Below are 19,038 nucleotides of genomic sequence, written 5' to 3'. Positions count from 1 at the left end.
TGCCACAGGGAGAGGGCGAGGCGGGGGACGAAGCGGGCCGGTATACCCGCTCCGTTGCTTCCGTATGCGCTGGCGCGCCGGGTTTCTTCGGCTGGGTGGCTGAAATTTTGCTGATCGTGACTTCGTTGATCCCTGAAGAGGCCTAGTCTTCAGCAGGTGAGCAAGTTGATGTCCCCAGAGTCCGAGACCGACGAGCTGCCCGGCGACGGCGCACTGCCGGAGGAAGCCGCGCTGCCCGGCGCGGTGAGCGACGGATTGCGTGCCGAGCTGATCGCCTTCCGGCGGGACATGCATATGCATCCCGAGCTGGGCAATCAGGAGTTCCGTACCACCGCCGCGCTCAAGCACCGGCTGGAGCGGGCCGGGCTCGTGCCCAGGGTGCTCGCCGGCGGGACCGGGCTCGTCTGTGACGTAGGGACCTGGGACGGCGTCCGGCCCATGCTCGCGCTGCGTGCCGACATCGACGCGCTGCCGATCCCGGACACCAAGACCGACGCTCCGTACCGCTCCACCGTGCCCAACCGCGCGCACGCCTGCGGCCATGACGTCCACACCTCCGCCGTCCTCGGCGCCGGTCTGGTGCTCGCCGGGCTCGACCGGCAGGGCCTGCTGCCCAACGCCGTACGGCTGATCTTCCAGCCCGCCGAAGAGGTGCTGCCCGGCGGCGCCGCCGATGCCATCAAGGACGGCGCGCTGGACGGAGTCGGCAAGATCATCGCGGTGCACTGCGATCCGCGCGTCGACGCCGGGCTGATCGGGCTGCGCCACGGGCCCATCACCTCCGCCTGCGACCGGCTGGAGATCTCCCTCGACGGCCCCGGCGGCCACACCGCGCGCCCGCATCTCACCACCGACCTGGTCACCGCCGTGGCCAAGGTCGCCACCGAGGTCCCGGCCCTGCTGGCCCGCCGTGTCGACGCCCGCGCCGGGCTCGCCGTCACCTGGGGACGTATCGAGGCCGGCCACGCCTGCAATGTCATCCCGCAGCACGCCGAGCTCTCCGGCACCGTCCGCTGCCTGGATCTGCCCGCCTGGCGCGACGCTCCGGACCTGGTCCATGCCGCGATCGACGAGATCGCCACGCTCCATCACGCCAAGTCACAGATCAACTACGTCCGCGGAGTGCCGCCGGTCGTCAACGATCCGGTCGTCACGGAGCTGCTGCGCGCCGCCCAGACCGCGCGCCGCGGTTCGTATGCAATCGAGGACACCGAACAGAGCCTCGGCGGTGAGGACTTCTCCTGGTATCTGGAGCATGTGCCGGGCGCGATGGCCAGGCTCGGCGTCCGTACGCCCGGCAGCCAGGCCCGGTACGACCTGCATCGTGGTGATTTCGATGTGGACGAGCAGGCGATCGAGGTCGGTGTGGAGCTGTTCACGGCAGCCGCGTTGATCGACGGAAACCGTTTGTGAAACGATTTGTAATCGGCCATGAACACCTCTCGTCACCTCCCGTTCGCGACGATCCGATAACAGCTTCCGTACAGGTCTTTATCTGACATCTACGCGCGTTACGATCGCCGCGAAACCAGCGCCGGAAGAGGCGCTTCGGTCAGGTTGAAGGGACCACCCTCTTGCGCCGGGTAACCAAGATTGCTGCGGCGGGCATCGCCTCCGCCGCGCTCGCTCTGACTGCCACCGCGTGTGGCAGCACTTCGGCCGACAAGGCCAAGGAAAACGACACGTCGAGCTCGGCTTCCGCCGCGGACGGCGTCAAGGTCGGTGTCGCCTATGACGTGGGCGGCCGTGGTGACCACTCCTTCAACGACTCCGCCGCGCGCGGTACGGACAAGGCCAAGGCGGAGTTCGGCGGTGAGGTCAAGGAACTGACCGCCAAGACCACCGACACCGAGGCCGACCGCGTCGAGCGTCTGACCCAGCTCGCCCAGGCCGGATACAACCCGGTCGTCGGCATCGGCTACGCCTACTCCAACTCGATGAAGCAGGTGGCGGTCAAGTTCCCCGACACCACCTTCGGCATAGTCGACTCCGTCGTCGACGCGAAGAACGTCGACAACATCGTCTTCACCGAGGAGCAGGGCTCCTATCTCGCGGGTGTGGCCGCGGCGCTGAAGACGCAGAAGAAGCACGTCGGCTTCATCGGCGGTGTCGACGTTCCGCTGATCAAGAAGTTCGAGGCGGGCTTCGTCCAGGGCGTCAAGGACACGGACAAGAGCCTGAAGGTCGACGTCCAGTACCTGTCGCACGGTTCGGACACCTCCGGCTTCGCCAGCCCGGACAAGGGCAAGGCCGCCGCCCAGGGCATGCTCGACAAGGGCGCGGACGTCATCTACTCGGCCGCCGGCTCCTCCGGTTCCGGTTCCATCGAGGCCGTCAACGGCGTCAAGGGCGCCTGGGCGATCGGCGTCGACTCCGACCAGTACAACCAGGCCTCGCTCGCCAAGTACAAGGACTCGATCCTGACCTCGGTCGTCAAGAACGTCGATGTCGGCGTCTACGACCTGATCAAGTCGGTCCACGAGAAGAAGCCGCTGCTCGGCACGAACAGCTACTCCCTCGCCAAGGACGGCGTCTCGCTCGCCACCAGCGGTGGTTTCATCGATGACATTCAGGCCAAGATCGACGAGGCCAAGCAGAAGATCATCGACGGCACCATCACGGTCAAGACCACTCCGTGACCTCCGGTCAGCACCACTCGGTGACCACCGGTCAGGACCACTCCGTGACCACCTCCGGCATGCGGCTCCATCTCCCTGCGAGTCCCGCCGCCGGCTGAGCGTACGGGCCCGGGAAGAGGCCTTCACATCCTCTTCCCGGGCCCATAACGATGTGTCAACTCTACGCGCGTAGGCGGGAGTTGACGCGCTAGCGTCACCACGCCCCCCGCCCCAACGCTCCTTCCTCCGAGGAGAGTGCGCCATCAACGCGTCCAGCCCTCCCGCCGTCGAATTGCGCGGCATCACCAAACGCTTCCCCGGTGTCGTCGCCAACAGCGATATCGACATCACCGTGCGCAGAGGCACCGTGCACGCCCTCTGCGGCGAGAACGGCGCCGGCAAGTCGACGCTGATGAAGATCCTCTACGGGATGCAGAAGCCCGACGAGGGCACCATCACCGTCGACGGTGACCAGGTCACCTTCGGCAGCCCCGCGGACGCCATCGCTCGTGGCATCGGCATGGTGCACCAGCACTTCATGCTCGCCGACAACCTCACCGTCCTGGAGAACGTCGCCCTCGGCGGCGAGAAGCTCTACGGCATCGGCTCCCGCGCCCGCGCCAAGATCCAGGAGATCTCGGACGCGTACGGCCTCGGCGTACGGCCCGATGTCCTCGTCGAGGAACTCGGCGTCGCCGACCGCCAGCGCGTGGAGATCCTCAAGGTCCTCTACCGCGGCGCGCGCACCCTGATCCTCGACGAGCCCACCGCGGTGCTCGTCCCTCAGGAGGTCGAAGCGCTCTTCGACAATCTCCGCGAGCTCAAGTCCGAGGGCCTGACCGTCATCTTCATCTCCCACAAGCTGGGCGAGGTGCTGTCGGTCGCGGACGAGATCACCGTCATCCGCCGCGGTACGACCGTGGGCACCGCCGATCCGCGCTCCACCACCTCCCGGCAGCTCGCCGAGCTGATGGTCGGCAGCGAGCTGCCCTCGCCGGAGACCCGTGAGTCCACGGTCACCGACGTACCCGCCCTGACGGTCCGTGATCTGAGGCTGACCGCCACCGACACCGACGGTGTCGTACGGGACGTCCTCGCCGGGATCGGCTTCACCATCCACCGGGGCGAGGTCCTGGGCATCGCGGGCGTCGAGGGCAACGGCCAGGCCGAACTGGTCGAGGCGATCATGGGTATGCGCGATCCCGACGGCGGAGTCATCACGCTGGACACCACCGACATCTCCCACGCGCCCACCCGCAAGCGGCGCGAGAGCGGTATCGGCTACATCCCGGAGGACCGCCACCGGCACGGACTGCTGCTGGAGGCGCCGCTCTGGGAGAACCGCATCCTCGGCCATGTCACCGAGCGTCCCAACTCCCGTGGCGGACTCATCGACGCCGGCGCCGCCCGTCTCGACACGGAGCGGATCGTGCGCGAGTACGACGTACGCACGCCCGGGATCGATGTCACCGCGGGCTCGCTCTCCGGCGGCAACCAGCAGAAGCTGATCGTCGGCCGCGAGATGAGCCACACGCCCAAGCTGCTGATCGCCGCGCATCCCACGCGCGGTGTGGACGTCGGCGCCCAGGCGCAGATCTGGGACCAGATCCGCGAGGCACGCCGCGGCGGTCTCGCCGTTCTGCTGATCTCCGCCGACCTGGACGAGCTGATCGGCCTGTCCGACACCCTGCGGGTGATGTACCGGGGCCGGCTGGTCGCCGACGCCGATCCCGCCACGATCACCCCCGAGGAACTGGGCTCCGCGATGACGGGCGCCGTCACCGGCCATCTGGAGGCCTCGGACGTGCCCGCCTCAAGCGCCTCAGGCACTTCGACAAGTGCCTCAGGCACCGCAAGCAGCTCAGGCACCTCCAGCACCTCAGGCACCGGAGCCGGGGGAGAGGACCGATGAAGAAGCTCACCTCCCGGATCGACAAGGAGCGGCTGCTCCTCGCCGTCGCCGCGCCCGTACTGGCCGTGGTCGCCGCGCTGGTCGTCACCGCGCTGGTCATCGCCGTCACCGGCAAGAATCCCTTCGAGGCGTTCAACGACATGCTGTCGTACGGCTCGGCCAGCGACAGCCAGGTCTACATCCTCAACAAGGCCACCACGTACTACCTCGCGGGCGTCGCGGTCGCCATCGGCTTCCGGATGAACCTGTTCAACATCGGCGTCGACGGCCAGTACCGCATCGCGGCCTTCTTCGCCGCGGTCGTCGGCGGCACGCTCGATCTGCCGGGCATCGTCCAGATCCCGGTGATCATCATCGTCGCGATGCTGGTCGGCGCCATGTGGGCCGGGATCGCCGGTGTCCTCAAGACCTCACGCGGAGTCAGCGAGGTCATCTCCACGATCATGCTGAACTCCATCGCCACCGCGATCATCGGCTATCTGATCCAGCCCGAGCGGCTCGGCCAGCTCGACGAGGCGGGCACGCTCGTCTCCACCAAGCCGCTGCCCGAGTCGTCGTGGTTCTTCACCATCGACATGGGCCCGGCCGGTCTGCTCTGGGGCTTCCTTTTCATCGCCGTACTGGCAGGACTCGCCTACTGGTTCGTCCTCGGCCGCACCCGCTTCGGCTTCGATCTGCGCGCCGTCGGCCAGTCCGAGTCGGCCGCCGCCGCGAGCGGTGTCAGCGTCAAGAAGATGGTCGTCACCAGCATGATCCTCTCGGGCGGTATGGCCGGGCTGATCGGTATGCCGACGCTGCTCAACGAGAGCCATATGTACAGCAACGACTTCCCGCTGGGCATCGGCTTCACCGGTATCGCGATCGCGCTCCTCGGCCGCAACCACCCGATCGGCATCGCCCTCGCCGCGCTGCTCTGGGGCTATCTGGAGCGCACCACCAACCACCTTGAGGTGATCGGCTACGACAAGGAGATCCTCGGAGTGCTCCAGGGCGTCATCGTCCTGTGCGTCGTGATCGCCTACGAACTCGTACGCCGCTACGGCCTCAGGCGCCAGCAGCAGCGGGTCGGCGCCGAACTCGCCGCCCAGGCCGCCCAGGCTGTCAAGACCGAGAAGCTGGAGGTGGCGGGATGACTGCCACGACGACCGACACGCCGCCTCCGGCCGCGCCGAAGGCCCCGGCCGCCAGGCCGCCCGTACGCCGCAGGCTCACCGTCGCCCGGGTCCTGCTGATCATCGCGGGCGCCCTGATCCTGCTGTCCGCCGTACGGATACTCACCGGCGCCGACCAGCTCACCTCCACGGGCCAGATCAGCGCGTCCCTCGGTCTCGCCGTGCCGATCGGTCTCGCCGGTCTCGCCGGTCTCTGGTCCGAGCGGGCCGGTGTGGTCAACATCGGTCTCGAAGGCATGATGATCCTCGGCACCTTCGGGGCCGGCTGGGTCGGCTGGCAGACCAATCCCTGGCTCGGACTGCTCGCCGGTGTCGCCTTCGGTGTCCTCGGCGGACTGCTGCACGCGGTGGTGACCGTCACCTTCGGTGTCGACCACATCGTCTCCGGTGTGGCCATCAATCTGCTGGCCCTCGGCGTCACGCAGTATCTCGCCAAGATCTTCTTCAACTCCGGCGAGGCGCTGACCAAGGGCGGCAATCCCAAGCAGTCGCCACCGGTCGACTCCATTCCCGATGTCACCGTTCCCGGGCTCTCCGACGGTCTCACCTCCCTGGCGAACCACCACTGGTTCCTGGTCTCGGACCTCGCGGGCATCCTCGGCGGTCTGGTCACGCATGTCTCGGTGCTGACGGTCTTCGCCGCGGTGCTCTTCATCGCCACCTGGTGGCTGCTGTGGCGCACTCCGTTCGGGCTGCGGCTGCGCTCCTGCGGCGAGAACCCGATCGCGGCCGAGTCGCTGGGCGTCAACGTCTACTCGTACAAGTACGCGGCCGTCGCCGTCTCCGGTGGTCTGGCCGGACTCGGCGGTGCCTTCCTCGCGACCGTCCCGTCGCACATCTATCTGGAGGGCCAGACCGGCGGTCGCGGCTACATCGGTCTCGCCGCGATGATCTTCGGCAACTGGCGGCCGGGCGGTCTCGCCATGGGCGCGGGCCTGTTCGGCTTCTCCGACGCGCTCCAGCTCCGCAACGGCGGCGAGACCGTCCACGCGCTGCTGCTTCTGCTGGTGGTGCTGCTGGTGCTGCTCGCCGTGTGGAAGGCGTACCGGAAGGCGATGATCCAGGCCGCCGCGAGCGCGGTGGTCGCCGCACTCATCCTGGTCTGGTATCTGCTGACGGACACCGTGCCCGAGGACTTCGTCGGCGCCACGCCGTATGTTGTGACTCTTCTGGTGCTCTCCCTGTCGGCGCAGCGGCTGCGGATGCCGAAAGCTGATGGCATGCGCTATCGCAGAGGACAGGGCAAGTGACCACCGCCGCGCCGGACGCGGGCGTCGACTGGGAGACCTTGCGGGCCGCGGCCCGGGCGGCCATGGCCCACGCGTACGTTCCGTACTCGCACTATCCGGTCGGCGCCGCCGCGCTGGTGGACGACGGCCGTACGATCTCCGGCTGCAATGTCGAGAACGCCTCGTACGGCCTCGGGCTGTGCGCCGAGTGCGGGCTGGTCTCCGCCCTCCAGCTCGGCGGCGGCGGCCGGCTCACCCACTTCACCTGTGTCGACGGCACGGGCGAGGTGCTGGTGCCGTGCGGACGGTGCCGGCAGCTGCTGTACGAGTTCGGCGGCCCGGAACTGGTCCTGGAGACACCGGACGGAATCCGCACGCTCGACGAGATGCTCCCGCAGGCCTTCGGCCCGGGGCATCTCACCTGAGACCCGGCCCCGGCACCGCCGCGATCCGGCGGGCCGGGGCCGTACTGCCTGTATGTCGTAGCACCACCTGTGTATGACCTGTACGACCCGTGTGACCTGTGTGACCTGTGTACGAAAGGAACGCCATGGACGTCATCTCCGTCATCCGCGCCAAGCGGGACCGGGGCGAACTCAGCCCGGAGCAGATCGACTGGGTGATCGACGCCTATACGCGCGGTGAGGTCGCCGACGAGCAGATGTCGGCGCTGGCGATGGCGATCCTGCTCAACGGTATGAACCGCGCCGAGATCGCCCGCTGGACCGCCGCCATGATCGCCTCCGGCGAGCGCATGGATTTCTCCGCGCTCTCGCGGCCCACGGCCGACAAGCACTCCACCGGTGGAGTGGGCGACAAGATCACGCTGCCGCTGGCTCCGCTGGTGGCCGCCTGCGGAGCCGCCGTACCGCAGCTCAGCGGCCGTGGTCTCGGCCACACCGGTGGCACGCTCGACAAGCTGGAGTCCATTCCCGGCTGGCGCGCCCTGCTCTCCAACGCCGAGATGCTGGAGGTCCTGGAGACCACCGGCGCGGTCATCTGCGCGGCGGGCGACGGTCTGGCTCCTGCGGACAAGAAGCTGTACGCGCTGCGCGATGTCACCGGCACCGTCGAGGCCATCCCGCTGATCGCCTCCTCGATCATGTCCAAGAAGATCGCGGAGGGCACGGGCTCGCTCGTCCTGGATGTCAAGGTCGGCTCCGGCGCCTTCATGAAGACCGTCGAGGACGCCCGGGAACTGGCCGCCACGATGGTGGGCCTGGGCACCGACCATGGCGTACGGACGGTGGCCCTGCTCACGGACATGTCCACGCCGCTCGGTCTGACGGCGGGCAACGCCCTGGAGGTACGGGAGTCCGTCGAGGTGCTCGCGGGCGGCGGCCCGGCCGATGTGGTGGAGCTGACTCTCGCCCTCGCGCGCGAGATGCTCGACGCGGCGGGCCTCAAGGACGCCGATCCGGCGAAGGCGCTGGCCGACGGCTCGGCGATGGATGTCTGGCGCCGGATGATCGCGGCCCAGGGCGGCGATCCGGACGCGGCGCTGCCGGTCGCCCGTGAGCGGCATGTGGTCACCGCTCCGTCGTCGGGCGTCCTCACCAGGCTCGACGCGTACGGTGTCGGCGTCGCCGCCTGGCGGCTCGGCGCGGGCCGGGCGCGCAAGGAGGATCCGGTCCAGGCGGGCGCGGGCGTCGAACTGCACGCCAGGCCGGGCGACGAGATCACGGCGGGCCGGCCTCTGCTGACGCTGCACACGGACACGCCGGAGAAGTTCGACTACGCGCTGGAGGCGCTGGCGGGCACGTACGACATCGCGCCGCCCGGCACCTCGTACCAGCCGACTCCGGTGGTGCTGGAGCGCATCTCCTACCCGGTCGACTGATCCGGGCCGGTCCGGGCCCGCGGCCGACCCCAGGGGATGTCAACGACCCGTCCGGGTGAACGGGGCCGGTGGACCCCCACCGGCCCCGTCAGTCATGCTGGGATCGGTGACGTACCGATTGGAGACCGCCAATGAGCGCACTCACTGTCGACCCCCCAACGGCCCATGGCCACGAGTGGGACGACCTTGTCCGACTCTGGGAGGAGACGGACGCACCCGAGGGCAGCAAGGTGGAGATCATCGAGGGGATCGTCACCGTGGCACCGCCGCCGTCCAACGCCCACAACGATATTGCCGATACCGTCCAGCGTCTGCTGTACACCGTGATCCCTTCTGACTGGGGGATCTACCAGACGCTTGGGGCCGCGGTCCCCTCCCGAGACGGCCTCTTCATTCCCGACTTGGTCGTCACACCGAAGGCGGTGCTCCGGAGCGAGCACGGCAAGTTCATCCCCGCCACCGCGGCGGAACTGGTCGTCGAGATCACCTCGAAGTCCAACGCGAGCCATGACCGCATCACCAAGACCGCGAGCTATGCCCAGGCGGGTATTCCGCTCTATCTGCTCATCGACGCCTGGGCCCCGGGCGGTCCGACGGTCACTCTCTACGGGGAGCCCACGGGCGATGTCTACAGAGTGCACCAGGCGGTGAAGTTCGGCGAGGACATCGTCCTGCCCGACCCCTTCGGGCTGACCATTGAAACGGCCGCTTTCCCGGTCGACTGACCGCCCCTGACCGACTGCGGGCCCGGACCGTCCCGATGAGTTTCGGCCATCGGGGCGGTCTCATTGGGCGTGGACGCCACAGAACCGATCGTTCTCGTCATCGCGGGCCGGCTCACCTCGGCCGATGTGCCGCGCCTGTGCGAGGAGCTGACGGCACGTCTGTACGGCACGGGCGCGGCGGAGGCGATCTGTGACGTCGGCGGCCTCGGCCCGCCGGACCTCGCGGCCGTCGACGCGCTGGCCAGACTCCAGCTCACCGCCCGCCGCCACGGCTGCCGCGTCCGCCTGCGCGGCGCCGGCCGCGAACTGCGGCTGCTCCTGGACCTGGTGGGCCTCCTGGGCCTGGCGGCGGGCGGCCTTCCGGGCCCGGTCCAGGAGCCGCCGACGAGCGACGACGGCGAGCACCACTGAGGAGGTCACCGGGTCATGCCTCCTCGGACTCCGGGGGCTCGGGCTTCGGGGCCTCCAGCCTCGGCGGCAGGCCGAACAGCGGGAACCAGCGGGCCGCGTCCAGGAAGTTGTTGATGCCCGCGATCCTGCCGTCCTCGATCTCGATGATCTGGAGCGCCCAGGGCGTATGGCCGGTGCCGTCCTCGGCCGGGTGGTAGTGGGCGAACGCCGGAGTGCCGTTGGCCGCCGTCGGGACGAGCCGGGAACCACGGCAGACGGAGCCCACACCGAGCAGCCAGCCCACGATGTCCGCATGGCCCTGGAGCCACAGGTCGTACGGCGGCATGGAGAACTTGGCGTCGTCGTGGAGCAGCGCCGTCAGCGCCTCCATGTCATAGCCCTCGAAAGCCGCGACATACCGCTCCAGCAGCGCCTTCTGCTCGTCGTCCAGCGGATCGGCCGTATCGGTCTCGGCGGGCTCCGCCTCGGCGAGCGTCGCACGGGCCCGCTGGAGCGCGCTGTTGACGGAGGCGACGGTGGTGCCCAGCAGCTCGGCGACCTCGCTCGCCTTCCAGGCCAGCACCTCCCGCAGGATCAGCACGGCCCGCTGCTTCGGCGGAAGATGCTGGAGCGCGGCGACGAACGCCAGCCGGATCGTCTCCCGCGACACCGCCGTGTCCGCCGGATCCGCCACCGACGGCAGCACGCGCCCGTCCGGCACCGGCTCCAGCCAGGTGATCTCCGGACGGGCGCTGAGCTGCGCCTCGGCCACGGGCGTCGCGGCCGTGAGATCCATGGGCCGCGCCCTGCGGTTGCCCGCGTTGAGCATGTCCAGACAGACGTTGGTCGCGATGCGGTAGAGCCAGGACCGGAGCGAGGAGCGGCCCTCGAACTTCTCGAAGCCGCGCCACGCGCGCACCATCGTGTCCTGCACGGCGTCCTCGGCCTCGAAGGCCGAGCCCAGCATCCGGTAGCAGTAGCCGGTCAGCTCCGTGCGGTGCTTCTCCAGCCGGGAATCAAGGTCCTGTGCCGAAACCAGATCACTCATAGGTCACCCCAGTCGCCCCCTTGGAACCAGTCCCCCGGAAGCTACCGCAGGCCACTGACAACGGCTCAGGTTCCCGGCTTACGCCCGTAGACGTAGACGTCGTCACCGTTCTTCAGCAGGGACCAGTACTTACTGGCGGCGGTCTTGGTCATGTTCACGCAGCCGTGGGAACCGGGCGGGTTCCACACGCTGACACCGACCGAGTGGAAGGCCTGGCCGCCGTCGAAGAACTGGCTGTACGGCATGGGCACGTCGTAGATCGAGGAGACATGGTTCTTGTGCCGCCAGTAGATCTTCTTCGACCCGGTCCTGGTCTCGTAGCCGTTACGCCCGGTACGCACCGGCACCGGCCCGTACACCAGCTTCTTGCCGTCCTGGATCCAGCTCAACTGCCGTGTGAGGTCGACACAGGCGATCCGGCCCTTGTTGACCGGGCACTTGCCGGCCTTGTTCGGCGTCTTGCCCGCGGCCTTCTGCTTGTTCATCAGATCCATCACGCCCCAGGTGACGGGCCCGGCGTAACCGATGGTCGGCGTGATGCCGTGCTTCAACTGAAAGGCACGGATGGCCTTGCAGTCCGCCGCGGACTGCTTGCCGTCCACGGGTCGCCCGAGAAACTTCTCGACCTGCTTCTGATACGGCCCTTTGCTGGTCGTACAAGAAGCCGCCTGCGCGGACCCGGCCCCCAGCCCCACCCCCAACGGCACCACCAAAGCAACAACCCCGGCCGCCACGGCCCCGGTACGGCGTATGTGCCCCATCTCGCCCGTCCCCCCTTCGGTACACGTCACTCGTGTGGCGTACTCGGGGTGGTAGACGGGTGAGGAGCGCCTGGAGTTGCACGGACGGGACGGGAGATTTCCCTCAGCCGCAGGAGGTTTCGGCGGTGGCGGCGCCGGCCAGGGCGGCGGCGGTAGCAGCAGCCGAAGCGGCCGTTCGGCGGCGTTCGGTGTGGGCGTGGTGGGTGGCGTACAGGGTGATGGAGACGACGCCGAGTACTGCTGCGAGGCCGAGGAGTACGGTCGCGGGCCAGCCGGCCGTGTGGAAGGCGATTGCGCCCAGTGTTCCGCCGGCGCTGCTGCCGAGGTAGTACGCCGACTGGTAGAGCGCCGAGGCCTGGGCGCGGCCCGTCTTCGCGGTGTGGCTCACCGCGGACGAGGCGACCGCGTGGCCCGCGAAGAAGCCCGCTGTGATCAGCACGAGGCCGAACAGCACCGCGGTCAGGGTGTTCGCCAGCGAGAGCAGCAGGCCTGCCGCCGTCGTTCCCACGGCCAGATAGAGGGCGCCGCGCCGGCCCAGCCGTCCGACCAGCCGCCCGGCCGCAGCCGAGGAGAGCGTACCGACCAGATAGACCAGGAAGATCGAGCCGATGACGCCCTGCGGGAGGCTGAACGGAGCCTCCACCAGCCGGTAGCCGATCACGGTGTAGACCGCGCCGAACACCGTCATGAAGAGCGCACCGATCGCGTACAGCCGGCGCAGCAGCGGATCGGCGAGATGCCCGCCGACGGTCCGCGCCAGCGACCGCGGGCTCAGCGAACGCGGCGTGAAGTGCCGTGCCTTGGGCAGCAGTACGCGGAAGACCACCGCGCACACCACCGCCAGCAGCCCGACCGCGCCGAGCGCCGCGCGCCAGCCCCAGAGCTGGGCGGCCCAGCCGGTGACGATACGGCCGCTCATCCCGCCGACGCTGTTGCCCGCGACGAACAGACCGATCGCGGCGACCAGCGCCTTCGGCCGTACCTCCTCGGCGAGGAACGCCATCGCCGACGCCGGCAGCCCGGCGAGCGCCGCGCCCTGCACGGCGCGCAGCGCCACCAGCCACTCCAGGCTCGGCGCGAACGGCACCAGCAGCCCGACCACGACGGCGACCGCCAGCGAGACGGTCATCAGCGTGCGCCGCCCGAACCGCTCGGACAGCGCGCTCAGCGGCAGTACGAAGAGCGCCAGCGCGCCCGTGGCCGCCGAGACCGTCCAGCTCGCCTGGCTCGCCGTCACACCGAGACCGGTGGAGATGGCGGGCAGCAGGGCCTGGGTGGAGTAGAGGAGCGCGAAGGTGGCGACTCCGGCGGCGAAGAGCGCGAGGCTCATCCGGCGGTAGCCGGGACGGCCCGGGCTGAGGTGCGCGGCGGAATCGATGGTGGCGGTGGACGGCGCGGAGGAGGCACCCACGGTGGTGGGCGCCCCGGTACTGACGGAAGGCATGGTTCGAACGTAAGCACCGCGGCTTCATGCGTCCAATGCATGGACTCGCGATAATCGTTCCCATGACGCATGAGCAGAGGTCACAGAGGCGCGTGTCATGGAACAGTTACGAAGAAGACATGGCGGCGACGCCTGGAGCAGCGGGTCCGGCGGGTCCGGCGGGTCCGGCCGGTGCAGCCGGTGCGCCCGGTGCGGCCGAGCTGGATCCCGAGTCCTGGCCTGCTCTTCTCGCGCCGCGCCTCGCGTACTTCGCCGGCGTGGCCCGTCATGAGCATGTGACCCGTGCGGCGCAGGACATGGGCGTACCGCAGTCCACGCTCTCGCGGGCGATGGTCCGGCTCGAACAGGACCTGGACATCGCGCTGTTCGCCCGTAAGGGCCGTACGGTCGCGCTCACTCCGGCGGGCCGTACCTTCCTCGCCTCGGTCGAGCGGGCCCTCGCGGAGGTGGCGCGCGCGGCCGAGTCCGTACGGGCCGACGCGGACCCGGAGTCCGGCAAGGTGGCCTTCGGCTTTCTGCACACGATGGGATCCGAGACCGTACCGGAGCTGATCCGGGCCTTCCGCGCCGACCATCCGCGGGTACGGTTCCAGCTCGTCCAGAACTACGGCGAGGCGATGCTGGAGCGTATGCGCGCGGGCGAGCTGGACCTCTGCCTCACCTCACCGGTGCCCGACGCGCCGGATCTGGTGGCCCGCCGCGTCGACGAGCAGCGGCTACGGCTGGTCGTGCCCGACGACCACCGGCTCGCCGGGCGCCGGCGGATCCGGCTCGTCGAGGCGGCGGACGAGACGTTCGTCACGCTGGAACCCGGGTACGGGCTGCGCCGTATCACCGACGACCTCTGCGCCCAGGCGGGCTTCCGGCCGCGCGTGGCCTTCGAGGGCGAGGAGGCGGAGACGCTGCGCGGCCTGGTCGCGGCGGGCCTGGGCGTGGCCCTGCTGCCACCACCGGCCGTGGCCCGCCCGGGAGTGGTCGAACTGACGGTCACGGCGCCGCGCGCGGTACGCGAGATCGGCCTGGCCTGGCTCGACGGCCCCCCGGACACTCCACCGGTGGCGGCCTTCAAACGCTTCCTGCTCTCCCGCAGAGGCCAACTGCTCCCGAACTGAGCCGAGTCGAGGCCCGGGTTAGGGACCGGACTGAGCCGGGTTGGTGCCCGAGCACAGGCCCGCCTTGAGGCCCGAGCGCGGTCCCGGACTGATCCCCGGATTGAGACCCGAGCGCGGTCCCAGGCTGAGCCCCGGATTGAGGCCCCAGTTCGTGCCGCCGCCCGCCTCTACCGCCGCAGTAACCTGCCGAAGCCCGCCGCCACCGGCATACGCAGACCCAGCGGCGGCGGGGCCGCCAGAGCGTCCGCGACCGGCCGGGAGTAGGCGCGGGAGAGCAGCGCGCCCAGCACGAAGTCCGTGGCCAGGGCCAGGACTTCGTCATGGTGCTGGCGCAGCGCATGGCCGTCGGAGTGCACCTCGAAGCGGCAGATGTCGCGGCTGAGCTTCTTGGCCCGTTCGGCCAGCCGGTACGAGAGCTCCGGGTCGCTGCGTTCGTCATTGGTGCCGTGCATGATCAGTACATGCCGGCCTATGAGCTGCGCCACCGGCTCAGGCTCCACCGCCCTGTCCTGCTCCGGCAGCCAAGGAGCCATCGCCAGCACGGAGTTGACCGCGGAGTGCCCCGCCGCCTGGAGCGCCGCCCGGCCGCCCATCCCGTGTCCGGCGAGGCACACCGGTACATCGCCGTACCGCCGTACGACCTCCTCCGTCGCCCACTCGGCGTCCGCCGCGAGCTGCGCGTCCGTGCCGTTCCAGCCGCGTCTGCGGTAGTGCACCACATGCACGACCAGCCCTTCGGCCGCGCCCGCTCTGGCCAACGCCCGTGCCAGCGGCAGCACTCGGGCGTATGCGACGGGCGAGGGACGGCGGTCGGAGACCGGCTCGCCGGTGGGAAGCACCAGGATCACGCCTCCCGTGGCCGCTCCCGCGGGAAGTGCGGCGAACGCCCGTCCCAACCGTGCCCGTGGCGCCGCGCGACGCGCGCGCGGCGAACCGTCCCGGCCTGCCGTACGTCCCCCCGGCCCGGGAACTGCGTTCTGTCCCATAGCAGAACAGTCTCAGAAGGACGGGTGTACTCCACCCGTACGCCCGGTCACTGTTACATATCGACGGCCATATCGGCGGGCGTGATCTACGCGCGTAGGCGTTAGAGTGCGCAGATGACGAGCCAGACCTACCGTCCGCCCACCGCCGACCAGATCCGCCGCGCGCCCAAGGCCCTCCTCCACGACCATCTGGACGGCGGACTGCGCCCCGGCACGATCATCGACCTCGCCCATGAGATCGGCTACGAGAACCTGCCCGAACGCGAGTCCGACAAACTCGGAATCTGGTTCCGTGAGGCCGCCGACTCCGGTTCGCTGGAGCGCTATCTGGAGACCTTCGCGCACACCTGCGCCGTCATGCAGACCCGCGACGGGCTCTTCCGTGTCGCCGCCGAGTGCGCCGAGGACCTCGCCGAGGACGGTGTCGTCTACGCCGAGGTGCGGTACGCGCCCGAGCAGCACCTGGAGAGCGGGCTCAGCCTCGAAGAGGTCGTGGAGGCCGTCAACGAGGGCTTCCGCGAGGGCGAGCGACGTGCCCACGCGAACGGCCATCGCATCCGGGTCGGCGCCCTGCTCACCGCCATGCGCCACGCGGCCCGCGCGCTGGAGATCGCCGAACTCGCCAACCGCTACCGGGACTCGGGAGTGGTCGGCTTCGACATCGCGGGCGCGGAGGCCGGCTATCCGCCCACCCGCCATCTCGACGCCTTCGAGTATCTGAAGCGTGAGAACAACCACTTCACCATCCACGCGGGCGAGGCCTTCGGACTGCCCTCGATCTGGCAGGCGCTCCAGTGGTGCGGCGCCGACCGGCTCGGCCACGGTGTGCGCATCATCGACGACATCGAGGTCGCCGAGGACGGCTCGGTGGCACTGGGCCGGCTCGCCGCGTACGTACGGGACAAGCGCATCCCGCTGGAGCTCTGCCCCAGCTCCAACCTCCAGACGGGCGCGGCGGCCTCGTACGCGGAGCACCCCATCGGGCTGCTCCGCAGACTGCACTTCCGGGCCACGGTCAACACCGACAACCGGCTGATGAGCGGTACGAGCATGAGCCGGGAATTCGAGCTGCTGGTCGACACATTCGACTACACGCTCGACGACATGCAGTGGTTCACCGTCAATGCGATGAAATCAGCATTCATTCCTTTCGATGAACGACTCGCGATGATCAATGACGTGATCAAGCCCGGATATGCCGAGCTGAAATCCGAATGGCTGTTCAAGTAGAAGGCGCTGACCAGCGGTTATCTGCTGCGGAGGTGGCGATGGAAACTCCGGCGGGCGGACCGGAAGACGGAATCCCGGGCGCCCGCCGGTGTTTGCGGGAGACATGGGTGACTGGCTAATTTGCAGAGCCGCTCGCATTGCGCGTCTTTCCCCGCCCCGCCCCGTCACCTCCCCGTTCCCCTCCCCAAGGACGAAACCGCAGATGAAGCAGTCCGCCGTCAAGACTCTCGGTGTCGCCGCCCTCGGTGCCGCCTTCGCCTCCGCCGCCGCGGGCACCGCCTCGGCCGCCGCGCCCACCGGACCCGCCGCGCTCGTCGCCAAGAGCACGGTCACCGCGCTGGACACCGTGGGCTCCGCCGCCGAGCAACTGCCGCTGGAGCAGACCGCCGAGCAGCTTCCCGCGCCCGCTGCCGATGTCGTCCAGGGCAGCAAGCTGGCGCTCGGCACCCTGCGGCAGGTCGCGCCGATCGTCTTCGGCTCGGCGAGCACCGCCGGCACCGCGAGCCCGCTCAACGGCCTGCTCGGCGGACTGCCGGTCAACGGCCTCGCCAAGGGCGGACTTCCCGTCAACGGCATCCCGATCGGCGGCTGAGCCGCCCGCTCGCCGGCTGTCCGGGACGACAGCGCTGGGGCGCACACCTGCATCCGGGTGTGCGCCCCACTGTGCGTACTGACCATGCGCGTGTGCGTACGGAACCATGCGCGGCCACTACCAGGCGGTCGTGGCGGTCTTCTCGCCCGGCAGCAGCGCCCACAGCGCCAGATAGAGCAGGAACTGCGGTCCCGGCAGCAGACACGAGACCAGGAAGATCACACGAACCGTGTTCGCGGAGGTACCGAAGCGCCGTGCCAGCGCCGCGCACACTCCGCCGATCATCCGTCCGTCACGGGGGCGGATCAATGCGGCCATGGTGGGCTCCTTCGAGTCCTTGAGGGAGCCTCTTCTCGGTGGGCTCCCGTTGTTTCCATGGTGCGTGCGGAGCCGGTGCCCGGGCGTCGCTCTACGGTGCGATGCCGACCCTGGGAATCGTCGGGGTCGCTCCCTGAGAGGTCTCGTCCCGATGGAGGGCTCCCGTCTCGTCCCCGGGTCGCGGTGCGCGGCGCGGTGTACGGGACCGGCGCCTGCGCCGCAGCCGTGCCCGGCCCGCGGGCACCAGCAGCAGATGGGCCAGTGCCACACCGGCCGTGTTGAGCAGCAGCGAGTCCACGTCGACCACACGGCCGGGGACTCCGGTCTGCAACAGCTCGATGCCCAGGGAGATCAGCGCGCCCGCCGTGACCGTACGGGCCATGGAGGCCCAGCCGGAGACGGCGATCCTGCCGCCCGCCATCGGCAGCAGCACGCCGAGCGGTGCCAGCAGGAGCAGTCCTTCGGCGATCCGGCGCGCGCCCGGGACAGGGCCGAGCGCCAGATCCGCCTTGATGCCCGCGAACGGCGTCAGATTGGCCGCGTGCACCCACGGAACGTCCAGTGGGCGGAGCGTCAGCCACCCCACCAGCGCGAGATGCAGAAGGAGGAGTACGAGCCCCGCCGTACGGAAGCGGATGACGGCGGTGCCGCCCGGACCTTGACGCACGTAACCAAGGACGCGCGGGCCGGCGGAATCGGTTCCGCCGCCCGCGCGGGAACGCCGCCATGAGACGGGCATCACGCCCGTACGGCGGATGTCACGGCGCCGAAGCCGGAGGACGTCATGGCGCCGAAGCGGAAGCCGGCTCCGAAGCGGAACCGGGCGCCGACGCGGCAGCGGAAGTGGAAGCCGACGCGGAGGCCGACGGCCGCGGCGCGAGCGTGGGGACCGCCGTGTCCGGGTTGCTCTTCGTTTTCGGATCGCATCCGTAGCCGCGCGGCGGATAGTCGCCGGGACCGCCCAGGATCACCGTGCCGTCCGTGATCTCGCTGATCTCGCTCTCCGCGAAGGTGCAGACGATCTGGGCGAGCGCGGTCGCGGGCAGATCCTCGGGCTGACGGCTGAGCCGCAGCGTGCCCGCCGGATCGCCCTTGCGAGGCGCGGAGAGGATCAGCGGACCTCGTACGTACGTGGTGAAGCCCGCGTCCCGTTCGCTCGTGGACGGCTGGGCCTGGAGCTCGTCGAGCAGGCCCTGCGCGATCGCCATGCGGCTGTCGACCGACTTGCCCTGCGGGATCGGCGCCGCGCGCTCCACCGACGCGAGACCGGACGCGCAGGCCAGATAGATCCGCATCGGAACGCCGGGCCGCGATTGGGTGATCACGCTCTCGCCCGCGACCCGGCACGGCATCCGCGAGGGCGCGGGCCCGGCGTCCACCGGCACCGAGGTGGTCCTGATCCCACACCCGGCGACAAGCGCGGCCAGCATCACTGCAAGCACGCCGACGAAGCCCACCCGCCGCGCCCGGCCGTGGTAGGCCGCACCGATACGGGCCGTACCGACCTCGGCCGTACCGTCACCGATCCGGCCCTCCTCCGTCGTACCGCCGCGAGCCACGCGGCACGGCCCGAGCCCACGCCCACGCCCGAGCCCGTGCCGGGCTGCCTCGGCCGTCGTCCGCGTACCGTTCCGTCCGCTTCGCGGTGGTTCGTTCATCGG

Annotated in this window: 19 protein-coding genes; 12 read left to right on the top strand and 7 right to left on the bottom strand. The window is 69.7% G+C overall.

Translation table 11 applies throughout. The features are described 5' to 3' along the window. Positions 1-168: 168 nt before the first annotated feature. The 9 genes from ACFV6H_RS30970 (at position 169) to ACFV6H_RS30930 (ending at position 9,907) form a co-directional block, all read left to right on the top strand. Positions 169-1,413: an amidohydrolase gene (locus ACFV6H_RS30970; protein ID WP_385548791.1), complete on the top strand. Its 1,245-nt coding sequence runs from the start codon at positions 169-171 to the stop codon at positions 1,411-1,413. A 161-nt stretch (positions 1,414-1,574) separates the two neighbouring features. Next, positions 1,575-2,639, top strand: coding sequence for a BMP family protein (locus tag ACFV6H_RS30965; RefSeq protein WP_093590953.1), 1,065 nt, complete (start codon positions 1,575-1,577; stop codon positions 2,637-2,639). 271 nt (positions 2,640-2,910) lie between these two features. After that, positions 2,911-4,530 carry an ABC transporter ATP-binding protein gene (locus tag ACFV6H_RS30960; protein ID WP_385548787.1) on the top strand — a complete coding sequence of 540 codons (1,620 nt, stop codon included), beginning with the start codon at positions 2,911-2,913 and terminating at the stop codon, positions 4,528-4,530. Then, positions 4,527-5,663, top strand: coding sequence for an ABC transporter permease (locus ACFV6H_RS30955; protein ID WP_093590947.1), 1,137 nt, complete (start codon positions 4,527-4,529; stop codon positions 5,661-5,663). Before ACFV6H_RS30960 ends, ACFV6H_RS30955 begins: the two co-directional genes overlap by 4 nt. Further along, on the top strand, positions 5,660-6,952 hold the full coding sequence (locus ACFV6H_RS30950; RefSeq protein ID WP_385548784.1) for an ABC transporter permease: 1,293 nt from the start codon (positions 5,660-5,662) through the stop codon (positions 6,950-6,952). Before ACFV6H_RS30955 ends, ACFV6H_RS30950 begins: the two co-directional genes overlap by 4 nt. Continuing rightward, positions 6,949-7,356 (top strand): cytidine deaminase, encoded by a 408-nt coding sequence (locus ACFV6H_RS30945; RefSeq protein ID WP_385548781.1) that lies wholly within the window; start codon positions 6,949-6,951, stop codon positions 7,354-7,356. The genes ACFV6H_RS30950 and ACFV6H_RS30945 overlap by 4 nt, the downstream gene beginning before the upstream one ends. A 125-nt stretch (positions 7,357-7,481) precedes the next feature. Further along, positions 7,482-8,771, top strand: coding sequence for a thymidine phosphorylase (locus tag ACFV6H_RS30940; RefSeq protein WP_385548779.1), 1,290 nt, complete (start codon positions 7,482-7,484; stop codon positions 8,769-8,771). Positions 8,772-8,902: 131 nt separating this feature from the next. Further along, a complete protein-coding gene (locus ACFV6H_RS30935; protein WP_384981843.1) occupies positions 8,903-9,496 on the top strand; it encodes a Uma2 family endonuclease in 594 nt (197 codons plus the stop codon). A gap of 69 nt (positions 9,497-9,565) precedes the next feature. Beyond that, a complete protein-coding gene (locus tag ACFV6H_RS30930; protein ID WP_385548775.1) occupies positions 9,566-9,907 on the top strand; it encodes an STAS domain-containing protein in 342 nt (113 codons plus the stop codon). A 13-nt stretch (positions 9,908-9,920) separates the two neighbouring features. Here ACFV6H_RS30930 and ACFV6H_RS30925 read toward each other — a convergent pair whose 3' ends face one another. The 3 genes from ACFV6H_RS30925 to ACFV6H_RS30915 all read right to left on the bottom strand — a co-directional run bounded on the left by ACFV6H_RS30925 (position 9,921) and on the right by ACFV6H_RS30915 (position 13,139). Further along, positions 9,921-10,934: a sigma-70 family RNA polymerase sigma factor gene (locus ACFV6H_RS30925; RefSeq protein ID WP_385548772.1), complete on the bottom strand. Its 1,014-nt coding sequence runs from the start codon at positions 10,932-10,934 to the stop codon at positions 9,921-9,923. Positions 10,935-10,999: 65 nt separating this feature from the next. Further along, entirely contained in the window at positions 11,000-11,695 is a 696-nt protein-coding gene (locus tag ACFV6H_RS30920) for a L,D-transpeptidase family protein (RefSeq protein ID WP_384791967.1), read from the bottom strand. A gap of 103 nt (positions 11,696-11,798) precedes the next feature. Then, complete coding sequence (locus ACFV6H_RS30915) at positions 11,799-13,139, bottom strand: MFS transporter (RefSeq protein ID WP_385548769.1); 1,341 nt, start codon at positions 13,137-13,139, stop codon at positions 11,799-11,801. A 62-nt stretch (positions 13,140-13,201) separates the two neighbouring features. Between ACFV6H_RS30915 and ACFV6H_RS30910 the strand changes: the two genes are divergently transcribed. Next, positions 13,202-14,251, top strand: a complete 1,050-nt coding sequence (locus ACFV6H_RS30910) for a LysR family transcriptional regulator (RefSeq protein WP_385548766.1) — start codon at positions 13,202-13,204, stop codon at positions 14,249-14,251. A gap of 167 nt (positions 14,252-14,418) precedes the next feature. On the opposite strand, the gene ACFV6H_RS30905 is transcribed toward ACFV6H_RS30910, so the two are convergent. Then, the gene (locus ACFV6H_RS30905) at positions 14,419-15,237 is read right to left on the bottom strand and encodes an alpha/beta hydrolase (RefSeq protein ID WP_384791976.1); all 819 of its coding nucleotides are present in this window, start codon (positions 15,235-15,237) and stop codon (positions 14,419-14,421) included. Positions 15,238-15,351: 114 nt separating this feature from the next. Here ACFV6H_RS30905 and ACFV6H_RS30900 point away from each other — a divergent pair, with 114 nt between their 5' ends. Together ACFV6H_RS30900 and ACFV6H_RS30895 are read left to right on the top strand one after the other, a co-directional pair. Next, complete coding sequence (locus ACFV6H_RS30900) at positions 15,352-16,467, top strand: adenosine deaminase (RefSeq protein ID WP_384791979.1); 1,116 nt, start codon at positions 15,352-15,354, stop codon at positions 16,465-16,467. 202 nt (positions 16,468-16,669) lie between these two features. Then, positions 16,670-17,059, top strand: coding sequence for an ATP-binding protein (locus tag ACFV6H_RS30895; protein WP_384981867.1), 390 nt, complete (start codon positions 16,670-16,672; stop codon positions 17,057-17,059). 117 nt (positions 17,060-17,176) lie between these two features. On the opposite strand, the gene ACFV6H_RS30890 is transcribed toward ACFV6H_RS30895, so the two are convergent. From ACFV6H_RS30890 to ACFV6H_RS30880, 3 genes are all read right to left on the bottom strand, one after another. Continuing rightward, positions 17,177-17,377, bottom strand: coding sequence for a PspC domain-containing protein (locus ACFV6H_RS30890; protein WP_161230585.1), 201 nt, complete (start codon positions 17,375-17,377; stop codon positions 17,177-17,179). 91 nt (positions 17,378-17,468) lie between these two features. Continuing rightward, positions 17,469-18,044, bottom strand: coding sequence for a VanZ family protein (locus ACFV6H_RS30885; RefSeq protein ID WP_385548760.1), 576 nt, complete (start codon positions 18,042-18,044; stop codon positions 17,469-17,471). A gap of 115 nt (positions 18,045-18,159) precedes the next feature. Further along, a complete protein-coding gene (locus tag ACFV6H_RS30880) occupies positions 18,160-19,035 on the bottom strand; it encodes a hypothetical protein (protein WP_385548758.1) in 876 nt (291 codons plus the stop codon). Between the last annotated feature and the right edge of the window lie 3 nt (positions 19,036-19,038).

The sequence above is a fragment of the Streptomyces sp. NPDC059743 genome (assembly GCF_042732975.1).
GTDB lineage: Bacteria > Actinomycetota > Actinomycetes > Streptomycetales > Streptomycetaceae > Streptomyces.
Note: the sequence above shows the minus strand (reverse complement) of the source record. Positions and strands in the feature narration are given on the sequence as shown.